At 40.7% G+C, this 10,717-nt stretch carries 9 protein-coding genes; 1 reads left to right on the top strand and 8 read right to left on the bottom strand.

The features are described from left to right. A partial coding sequence (locus AC1DPQ_RS06980) for a CehA/McbA family metallohydrolase domain-containing protein (protein WP_477608541.1) occupies nucleotides 1-906 on the top strand: 906 nt, incomplete at its 5' end. A gap of 284 nt (nucleotides 907-1,190) precedes the next feature. Here AC1DPQ_RS06980 and AC1DPQ_RS06985 read toward each other — a convergent pair. From AC1DPQ_RS06985 to AC1DPQ_RS07020, 8 genes are all read right to left on the bottom strand, one after another. Beyond that, entirely contained in the window at nucleotides 1,191-1,757 is a 567-nt protein-coding gene (locus AC1DPQ_RS06985) for a hypothetical protein (protein WP_477608543.1), read from the bottom strand. Continuing rightward, a complete protein-coding gene (locus tag AC1DPQ_RS06990; RefSeq protein ID WP_477608544.1) occupies nucleotides 1,750-3,018 on the bottom strand; it encodes a hypothetical protein in 1,269 nt (422 codons plus the stop codon). The genes AC1DPQ_RS06985 and AC1DPQ_RS06990 overlap by 8 nt, the downstream gene beginning before the upstream one ends. Next, nucleotides 3,015-4,304 (bottom strand): condensation domain-containing protein, encoded by a 1,290-nt coding sequence (locus tag AC1DPQ_RS06995; RefSeq protein ID WP_477580883.1) that lies wholly within the window; start codon nucleotides 4,302-4,304, stop codon nucleotides 3,015-3,017. Before AC1DPQ_RS06995 ends, AC1DPQ_RS06990 begins: the two co-directional genes overlap by 4 nt. Before the next feature lie 286 nt (nucleotides 4,305-4,590). Beyond that, on the bottom strand, nucleotides 4,591-5,793 hold the full coding sequence (locus AC1DPQ_RS07000; RefSeq protein WP_477580885.1) for a glycosyltransferase: 1,203 nt from the start codon (nucleotides 5,791-5,793) through the stop codon (nucleotides 4,591-4,593). A 10-nt stretch (nucleotides 5,794-5,803) separates the two neighbouring features. Next, nucleotides 5,804-7,003: a glycosyltransferase gene (locus AC1DPQ_RS07005; RefSeq protein ID WP_477608545.1), complete on the bottom strand. Its 1,200-nt coding sequence runs from the start codon at nucleotides 7,001-7,003 to the stop codon at nucleotides 5,804-5,806. A gap of 12 nt (nucleotides 7,004-7,015) precedes the next feature. Continuing rightward, nucleotides 7,016-7,780 (bottom strand): alpha/beta fold hydrolase, encoded by a 765-nt coding sequence (locus tag AC1DPQ_RS07010; RefSeq protein WP_477580889.1) that lies wholly within the window; start codon nucleotides 7,778-7,780, stop codon nucleotides 7,016-7,018. After that, complete coding sequence (locus AC1DPQ_RS07015) at nucleotides 7,768-8,016, bottom strand: phosphopantetheine-binding protein (RefSeq protein ID WP_225876570.1); 249 nt, start codon at nucleotides 8,014-8,016, stop codon at nucleotides 7,768-7,770. Before AC1DPQ_RS07015 ends, AC1DPQ_RS07010 begins: the two co-directional genes overlap by 13 nt. Before the next feature lie 35 nt (nucleotides 8,017-8,051). Then, on the bottom strand, nucleotides 8,052-10,717 hold a 2,666-nt coding region (locus tag AC1DPQ_RS07020; protein WP_477608547.1), incomplete at its 5' end, for a 4'-phosphopantetheinyl transferase superfamily protein.

Consider the following 10,717-nt stretch of genomic DNA (forward strand, 5'->3'; position numbering starts at 1 on the left):
CTAGATGCCTTGTTTAAACAAACCAAAAGGTTATCTGATCCAAATTTTTTATTGTTACCAGGAGAAGAAGCCAATAATTTTTATGGTGGACATTGGCTGGCATTTTTTCCTAAACCAATTTATTGGATTATGTCGAGAAAAAGCGATCAGCCTTTCGAAACCCACGATCCTAAATATGGTAAAGTTTACCGCATTAATGATAAAGCAGAAATGCTTAAACTATTGGAACAAGAACATGGCTTAGCCTGGACTGCCCATGCCCGAACAAAGGCTTCGACAGGTTATCCAGATAAATATAAAGAAGAAGACTTTTTTAAATCGGAGACTTTTATGGGCGCAGCCTGGAAGGCCATTCCAGGGGATCTTTCGTTGCCAACGTTGAGTAAACGGGTATTGAACCTGATGGATGATATGGCCAACTGGGGTTTGAAAAAACACATTATTTCAGAGGCTGATATCTTTACCATTACTGAGCAAAATGAAATGTATGCACATTTAAACGTGAATTATTTGCAGTTGGATAAGGTACCTAATTATGCCGATGGCTGGCAGCCTGTTTTAGATGTAATGCGGAAAGGGAAGTTTTTTGTATCGACAGGTGAGGTATTGATCCCGAGTTTTAATGTTAATGGAAAAGGAGCGGGAGAGACTTTGAAGATTGATAATAGTGGAAAAGCAAAGATAAATATGCAACTCAACTGGACATTCCCCTTAAGCTCTGTCGAAATTGTATCGGGTGATGGAACGAAGGTTTATCGCAACCGTATTAATTTAAACGATACCCAGGCTTTCGGCAAAAAGGATTACAGTTGGGCAGTTAATTTAAAAGGCCGGCATTGGGTAAGGGTAGAGGCATGGGATGTTGCAACCAATGGTGCTTTTACACAAATGGTTTGGTTAGAGTAGTTTTACTGTCTTTCTGAGGGTTAATTTATTGTGTAAAACCAACATGAATGAGGGATTTTAACGTATTGATAGGCCCGCGAAGAATCGTCATCTCGACCGTAGTGGAGAGATCTTTTAATATAGTCCAAAGATCTCTCCATTACGCGTTGCTTCGGTCGAGATGACGACCGATTTTTAGAATCTGTTATCGATAAGAATCTTTGCAGTTTGCTGAAAGCTATCATTTTACTAGATATTTATATTGTAAAGTAAGGATTTAATATATACATTGAATAGTAATCCCATTATTGGGCAGATTCTTCACTGCGTTCAGAATGACAGCCGTTTTCAAAATGATATTGCGTTACTGCATCAATTCTAAACCTTCTAATAGCGAGATAAAAAAAGGTAATGGAATATAAACCTGCCAACAATCCCGCACATACAGCAGATGGTGTAATTCCGAAATCGTGATTTTTAGGAAAAGAGAAGTGCAGTGTGAGCATCAATGCAAATACCACCAAAATGCTGTACAAGCCATTTAAACCTGCTTTTTTCAATATAAAAGGATAACCTGTAATTTTTTCGTCTATCTTATAGTTAATGGCGCCAGAGTGTTGCAGTAATTTTATTTTTTTTAAAATATCAAGGGTAATCATGAAGGGCAGGAGCAACGACATTGGCAATAAAAACCTGGCCAGATTTTGCTCTCCACTAAATAAATGCACCGAATTTTGCGCTTTAAAAGCAAAATATGGCACTATAGTATTCAATGCCGTGTTTGGGATAAGGTGTATCAGCAGGTTTTTGCGCACAAACTTTCGCCAGTTCGACACTTTTGCCCGCTCATCGTATTCCACTTTATCAGACATTGGCCAATTCGTTTAAATTTTCCTTAATCAGTTCCATTACCCTGTCTTTGATCTGCCAGGCTTCAAATTCCCGAAGAAATGATTCGTTTGACATAAAAGAGAAATCCAGCTGTCCGTTAAAAGTGCTGCATACTAAAGTGTTGGCATTTTTCCATGGGAAAGCAACCGTAGGACTATAAATGGTTTCAATCGAAAAATGCTGATAATCCTTCGGGATGTTTAAAAGTCCCATGTTGCTGAGCGTCACATCGTGTGTGCCCTTCGTTGTTTTCAAAAAACCAATCATTTTATTTACTGATGAATGGAAATACTCGCTCATGTTTAACAGGTCGTGGACTTTCATTTCTGCTACTTTTGCTTCCAGATCGGTTTTTAAGGCTCTGGTTTTTGTCCAGAAATCATTTTCGCCTTGCGCTAATTTTAACTCTACAATGGGTGCAAAGGCAAACATGGTATCTTGTTTTATGGCTTCTACAAACCGCCTGATATCAACCGGGCAGATCACTTTGCCATGGGCTTTAGTTCCTTGTACATGTTTAAAAGCTTCCATAAAGGCCACGCAGATGGCTGCGTGCACGGTTGTGTTTTCTTCCTTACACTTAATTAATAGGTTTTTGGTGTCTTCTGCACTGATTTTCCAATGAACGGCGTAATTGCTCCTGTCTATGTTATTGTTTGAAGTAGATTTAAAAAAGAAAAACAAACGGCCAAGCGCTGCAAAAATTTTCCCTTTAAAATGGCCCGCCTTACTGATTACAAAATCTTCTGGTAACAGGTCGCGAACAGAAAGAAATGAAGGATATGGAGCCAGATTTTGCTCAGGATTATCAATCAAAGTCATCAGTTCCCGCATTAAATTTAAAATGGTAGTTCCATCGCAAATACAGTGTGGAAGTACGAGCAAAAGGTCTGATTCGGTTTCGCCTTTTAACCAAACTAACCTGGCTAATGGCTCGTTTGAGGTGTCAAAAAGTTTATACCACTCTATTTTTGATTGAGCCAACCAGCTTTGATCTGTTGGGCGATCAGCAATCCTAACGGGTATTTTTCTGATGTTTTCGTTTCGTACAAAATATGGTGTATTGCCTGTAGCATCGATATCCATTTGCAGCAGTGGATGTTTCTGCTGGATTTTAAACARTGCCCTGTGCAAATTTTCTTCACTGATTTTACCCGAAATTTTGGCGCCAAAAACACAGTTTAATGGTGTTTTGGCATCTACATGCATTATTCTTTCGCCTAAAATTAATCTTCTTTTCATGCGGTTGCAGTTAAAATCTCGATTGGTTTTTCAACCTGTTCTTTAAGGATAGCTATTACTTTTTCTTTTATGGCTTCTGCTTCTACAAAAGGAACATAACCTTCGCTAGCCACAAAGGTAAAATCCATTTGATTACGGTAGGTGGAGGCAATCATGGTGGTGGTGTTACCTAAGGGGCCCATTACCGAAGGGCTGAATATGGTTTCTACTTCGAAGTTTCGATATTGGTAATCGATGTCTATTTTTCCCAGGTTGGAAAACATACAATCGTTACTCGATTTTCCATATTTTAAGAAATTGGTGAAGTTGTTTAACGCAGGGTGACAGGCTTCCATCATCATCATCAAGCTGTAAGGATTAAGTTTGGCTGATTTATCGTTTACATCTTTTTGTAAGGCCTTAACATTATCAATAAAGTCTTTTTCTGGCAGCAGGGAAAGTACAATCATTAATCCGAAGGCAAAAATGTGGTCTTTTTTAATAATTGGGTTAAAGTTTCTGATATCAACCGGTAATGATATTTTATTAAATGCTTTTTCTTTTCTCACCGCTTTAAATGCCGTTAAAACAGCAGCGCTCAACAAAGTATTTACGGTGAATTGATTGGCTTTGCAAAACTGGATAATCTGCTTGGTAAGTTCCTGATCAAATTTCCATCGGAGCATAAAATCCTTTTTACGTTCTACCGCTACCTTTTTTATTGGGATGATCCAAAGTGCTAAAGTGGCAATTTTGCCGATTAATCCGTTTTTGGCCCTGTTGCGGTAGCTATTTAATACCTTTTTCGGAATCACATCTTTTATATCCATAATTGGAACCTCTTTCCCAATATTGGTGTCGGGGTCATCCAAAAGCTGAAGCAATTCTGTTAAAATAGAAAGTGCCGAAGTGCCATCGCAAAGACAATGGTGATATACCATCAAAAATTCGGATACGTCTTTACCTTTAACCCATGTAATGCGGCAAAGTGGTGCAATTGAAGCATCAAAAACGGTTTTCCATTCATAGGTAGATTCCTCCTCCCAATGCTCATCGTTTAATCTATCTACAATGCGAACTGGAATGCTAAAGGTTTCGGTAAGATTGGTTACAAACCAGGGCCTTTTATCTTCATCAAAACGTATTGCGGCGGTTAACCAGGGGTGTTTTTTTTGGATTTTGAATAAGGCAAACTTTAAATCATCTTCCTTAATTTCTCCCCTGATTTTGAAAGGTATTACAATGTTAAACGGACTGTTTCCATCTCCGTATAACATCCTTTCGCCAAATAATAGTTTTCTTTTCATTTTTTAGTATTATATGGGGTTCGTCATCCCGAATTTAAGCGTTCCGTCATGCTGAACTCGTTTTACAAGTGTAAATAGTGTTTTCAGTTGTCTTGYAGCTACTACGTGGTCAGCATCTCTCCTGCTATTAAGGCCCTGAAATAAATTCAGGGTGACGATCGTACGGGAGGCGTCATCTCGACTGAAGCGTAGTCCCGAATTTTCGGGAGAGAGATCTATGTTAGTTAGATTTCTCGACTGCGTTGCACTCCGCTCGAAATGACGATCGCGTGAGGGCAACGAATCATTAAACCGTTTCAACAACCTGTGCTGTTTTTGCAAAATCTTCCAACAATTGCACCGCCTTGTCATTCCCGCCAGCTTCGATAAATGTTTCTCTTATTTTTAGTGCGGCCTGGCGGTATTTCGGGTTTTCTAAAAGCTCGAAAACGGTATCTCTTAATTCGCTGATGCGTAACCTTTTGTAGCGGATGCTTACTCCACAACCTGCTTGCTCAATTAGTTTAGCAGTATGAAAATGATCGTAGGCAATAGGCGTAATCAACATTGGTAAACCATTGGTGAAGGTATCATTTACCGTATTAAAACCACCATGGCAGATTACCGCATCCATGTGTGGCATCAGCTCAGATTGCGGAACAAAACCGTTTACGATAAAATTATCAGGCCATTGTTCAAAAATATCAGGATTGGTTGCCGCCACGATTGTTACAGGCTGGTTTTCGAAAGCAGTAATCAGTTTCTGGAAAAATTCTTTACGAATATCAACCAGCAAAGTACCTAACGAAACAAAAACTTTAGGAGTGGTGGCCTGACTTAAACGTTCCCAATCAAATGGCGCTAAATTTGGCCTGCCTTTTACCGGACCAACAAAATGCATGTGCGGTGGTTTTTCTTCAAAACCTGCAAATGCCTGTGAAGTGAAAACCATATTTAATTGGTGCGAATGGATGTGAATATCATCGCTATATATGCCTACTTCTCTTTGTAAACCTTTAATTAAGTTTTGTTGCCATTCGAATATTTTGGGTGCACTGTTAGCCGTATCACCCATCACATCTGGTGGCACCGGGGTAGTGGTAACAGATGGTATGCCTTTTAAATGTGCACTTAATGCACCAGCAAAGGTAATGCAGTCATTAATAATTACATCAGGTTTCCAGGCATCAACAAAGTTGTTCAGCCCTTTCATCATCATTTTGGCAAAAGGAACATAGGTTTCTTCGAGGGCAAGCTTCATCACCTCCGGACCAGAACATGCAGGGCCATCATCCTGACGTTTTAAAATGCGTCGTATTTCATCAGCATGCTCAGCCAGATCTTCTTCAGGGTAAATAAATTCGCCGCCTTCAGGTAAATGTACCTTTGCAAGTGGGGTAATACCCAGCCATTTTACTTCATGGCCACGGGCCAATAAACTTGCGCCAATGCTTAAAGTTGGACTGATATGGCCAAAAAAAGGCGGGACAACGAAAAGGAATTTTGACATAATGTATAATTTAACTGATGAATACGTTTGRTGTTTTGTTGCTTAAAGCTTCCAATAAATCGGCGGCACTTTCTGTTCCGCCAGCCTGGATAAAAGATTGTTTAATCCGTTCTGCAGCGATTTTATAACTTTCGTTCTGCAGCACTTTGTGTACCGCTTCTTTAAGGTGATTGGCTTTAAAACGGTTAAAGTTTAAACGCTCTCCGGCACCTACCCTGAAAACACGTCCGGCAACATGGCTTTGATCGTATGCTATAGGAATAACCACCATGGGCAGGCCATTCATCAGGGTTTCGCAAACGGTATTGTGTCCGCCATGGCAAACCACGGCATCGAGGTGAGGCAAAAGTTCTAATTGTGGTACCTGGCGCTGCACCGTAAAATTGGCTGGCCATTCCTCAAATAAAGCAGGATCTGAAACGACAACTACATGTAAGTCTTCATTAGCGAAAGCCTCGATTACCTTGGCAAAAAAGGCTTTTTTATGCTCATGATCGAAGGTGGTGCCAATGCTGACCAGTATTTTTGGTTTGCTGGTATGAAATGCTTCCCAGTGGAAAGGAATTGTAGTTTTGCGACGGTTAAAAACCGGGCCTACAAATTTAAAATGCTCTGGTAAATCCATCTCTCCAAAAAAATCTCTGGAGGTAAATACCAAAGTGGCAAGATCAGAGCAGGCAATAGAATCTGTGGTATTTATACCGAATTCTTTTTGCAGGGCTACAATCTGATTTACTTCCCATTCGTGCACTTTGGGCAGCTCGTCCATTACTTTTATGGCTGCAGGTGCGGTAACAGATGTAACATAAGGATAGTTTTTATTGCTTGCGGCAATTGCCCCGGCAAACATTTGATGATCGGTTATCACCACATCGGGTTTGAACTGATCGAGTAAATCGGCAATGCCGTCATAACTGTGCCTGTTAAGCGGAATCAATACTTCCTCGTACAGAAATTTGATGCTATCGATACCGTAAACAATTTTTTTGGTGATGATATCGAGGTATTTTTCTGAATCTTTTTTCTGTTGGTCGTTTTGGTTGTAACTGATCAACAACAACTCACCTCCTGCAGGAAGTTTATCGCTTAATGATTCATCTAAAGTAATCCATCCTACACGGTGGCCTCTTTCAAGCAAGGCTGTACCCATACTTAGCGTAGGGTTAATGTGGCCAGTTAGCGGAGGAACAACAAATACAAATTTTGCCATGTGTGTTTAATTTTATATTTCCTGAAAGAAGTTTAACAATGCTTCGGCGATTACCAATGGTTGTTGTATCGGGATATTATGATCTCCCGGCACAGCAATTAACGAGGCATTTTTAATCATTCCGTCTAAATGTTTACCTGCGTTAAGGCAATTGGAATCGGTGCCATACAGCAATAGGGTAGACTGTTTTATGGTTTCGATTGCAGGGCTGCCAAAAAAGTCTTTTTCGAGTTCCATGTCGGTTTTAATCGAAGTTTGATAAAAAAGGTACTCGTACATGCGGTGGTTGCGCTCCATCTGCCTTTTACCCATTTTTACTTTTGTGGTATCAGTGAAATTTTCAACGTAATGTTCTAAAAATTCGCGGCTGTACTCATCAATAATCCCCCTTGTTTTATCGTCGTTCGGATCTGGTGCTTCAATTATTGCCAGTTTATTAATGCGTTCTGGAAAGCGGATGGCCATTTTTAAAGCAATCAATCCACCGAAACTGTAACCACCTAAATGCACTTTTTGAAGGTTTAAAATCTCCATTAATGCAAGCAGATCATTGGTCATGCTCTCCAGATCGTATCCCTCCAAAGCCTTTTCGCTCATGCCATGACTTTTTAAGTCATATAGTACCACATGATATTTTGTGGCCAATAGCGGCGCGATATTAAAATAATAGACAGACAGGTTGCTAAACATCCCATGAACCAGGACGATGGTTTCAGTAGCCCCTTTATTGAGCTCCTGAATGTGAACCGATTTGCCGTTAACCGTTATGATTGGCATTCTTCGATATAAGAGATGATCATGCCTAAGTTTAAGTTGATCAGCTGATCTAAATCCATTGAAGATAACCAGCCCGTAAAATCGATCTGTTCGCCAAAATGCGCTTTGATTTTTTCGGAAAAAGATACAATTTCGATGCTATCCATTTCCAGATCTTTGGTGAAAGAACTTTCAGGGGTGATATCCATTTCTTCAACAAATTCTTCGCCGATTACTTCGGTGATAAATTGTTTCATGAGGTTGAAGATTTCTTCGCTGCTTAATTTCGTAGTTATAGTGTCCATCCGATGATATAGTTTTTATGTTTGATTGTTTTGATTGTGATGTTATTGATGCATAGTTCTTCGCCATTGATTACCTCAACAGTATAGGCTTTGGGATTGCCTTGTAAACCTTTGCCCAGGTATTTCCCATAAGCTTCTTTGGCTACCCAGAACCGGGTTGCCCATTCTGTTTTGTCGCGGCTTTCGAGCAGTGCCATTTCGTGATCGTTAAACACAAGATCGAAGAAACCGGCGCTCCGTTCTTCAATATGTTCGATGTCGATACCAACGGGTTCGTTAAAACGTGCTATGCCGACGGCATCGGTACCTTTATGTGCAATCGAGATATTGATGTTATCTGTTAAACCACCTTTAACATAAGGTTTGCGGAATTCATCCGAATAGATTTCGAAGGTGATGGGGTAACAGGCCTGGTTTTTCTGTGTATTCAATAAATTCCGAACGGCATCTTTCGCCGCCACACGACTGATCATCCAGGTTCTTCTTTTATTGGGTAAGAGGTTTTGGTGGTGCTTTTTCTCCGTCTGGTTGAAATATCTCTTCAGGATAAAATCCCATGATACCACTCGTGAATAAGCATTGCCGAAAAGGAAAACGCCAGGTGCAACCTCTTCCGATAAACGGTTGTGGAGTGGCGACATCGACACGTTCCAAAGCGGTTCGTCTATTTCCAATCTGCGGTTCTGCCAGCCTGATATAATGAGCCAGGTGATGCCATCTCTTTTCATCACGATATCGGCAGTGGCAAATTCATCGTTTATTTCTGTAAGTACGCAGGTACATTCGAATTGTCCTTTCTGATCGGCCATATCGCCGAAAAATTCTATTTCCTGAATTTTAACAGGGAAAGCAATCCTATCTTTTTCTAAAGTGAGTTGAAGCCATAAGCCAAACAGCTGACCGGCATTATCAAGCAGTGAGCCTTTTCCGCCTGAGGCTTCGATGATTCCTGTAATTCCTTTTTCGCCAACTGCAGTTAGTTTTTTAATGCCCTGGTAATCCGGTCCGTGGAACATGTGCGCATCGTAAATCTGTGCAGCAGTACGATCAATATCCAGTAGTTTTCCAATATCGAAAGTTCTGTTTGGAACAGGGTTTAAGTGTGTCGCTAATTGCACTTCTGCATTGGCAAAACGTTCTAAATTGAGGTACACCCTTTGCTCGTCTTTCCATTCGCCCGTTACGGTTTCCTGAAAAGGTTTAACCACGTTCATCCATTGGAAAACCCGCATATTCATGATTTTCTGTACCTTTTCTTCGGGCGATTGTGCGTTGGCTATTTCAGCAAACACTTCAAAAATCATGGTCATTGGAATTACCGGATCCATATCTTCTATTGTTGGCCAGCCTTTTGGTTGCCTTAATAAGGAGTGATCGATCAGGTAAGGGCAGTTCTCAAGGCTCACATCAAGTTTTTGGCTAAAAGATTGCCTTACGGGTTTTATTGGTTTGGCGGGTGCCCAGTTGCTCGGCTGATCGACTTGTAACGCTGCATTTTCGAACAGTTCGATCATTTCGCTCTGCATGTTGATCATTTCCATCACATTCTCATTAAAAGCCTGTAAAACCGGATGTTTTGCCTTCACAAAACTTTTAGATGGTGTTGGTTGGGCTTGTTTAATGGTTAAACCTTTAAGTGTTTGCAGGTTATGGATAATCGGCGAACCCAGTTCGAGTTTAATGCCTTTATTTTTTTGCGGTGGGGTTGATTTGATATTGCCCAGATAATTAAGGCCAATTTCTTTTCCTTCAATAAAAAGTGCTGCCAAAACCCTTTGTAACTGCGTAATGCCTGAACGGATCGGCACATTAGCACTAATGGTACTGATTTCTTTTCCCCTTAAAGTATCGTCGATAAAGCCGACCAAACCACCAGAACCCACCTGAATAAAAACACGCGCACCCTCTGCATATAACTTTTCGGTAAGCTCGCGGAAACGCACCGGCTTAATCAGGTGTTCGGCACTTAACTGACGGATGGCTTCAAAGCCTTCGGGATAAGTTTCTAAAGTAGTGGCCGACCAAAGCGGTGTAGTAGTTTTTCGGAACTGCATATCCTGCATACCCTCGAGGATCAAACCCAGTTTATCGGCTACAAATGGAGAATGGAAACCCGATTGGAAAGGCAAAACTTGATGAAAGATCTGTTTGACCTTTAATATCGGAACCAGTTCATCGAGTGCTATTTTGCTGCCGCAAAGGATGACCTGTTGCGGGCAATTATCGTTAGAAAGATATAAATCGGGAATGCTTTCGATTATGGGTTGAAGGGTGTCTAAACCGCAGCCCACGGCAATAAAACGCGAATCTTTCAGTTCAAAAGTTTCGGGGTTAAGCACATTCAGTAAATTCATTACCGAACTTTCTTCTGCCAGTTCTGAAGATCTTGCTGCAAGCCATTCGCCAAGGCTGTGCCCTGCATTCATATCAGATTTAATGCCCAATTGTTTTAAAGCCTGATCTAAAACACTGCTTTTATTGAGTGTGTTCAGGGCCTCGCTTAAAAGACCGTCCTGTTTTTCGTTTTCGTCGATACTGATGTTGAAATAATCGGCTACCGATTTGATTTCGCCACCTGCAAGTCCATCTAAACCCGGAAAAACAAATGCTATTTTTCCATCGTTCGCCAATAGTGGCGCATTGGTGTACCAAA

The sequence above is a fragment of the Pedobacter sp. 01T416_2 genome, assembly GCF_056398925.1.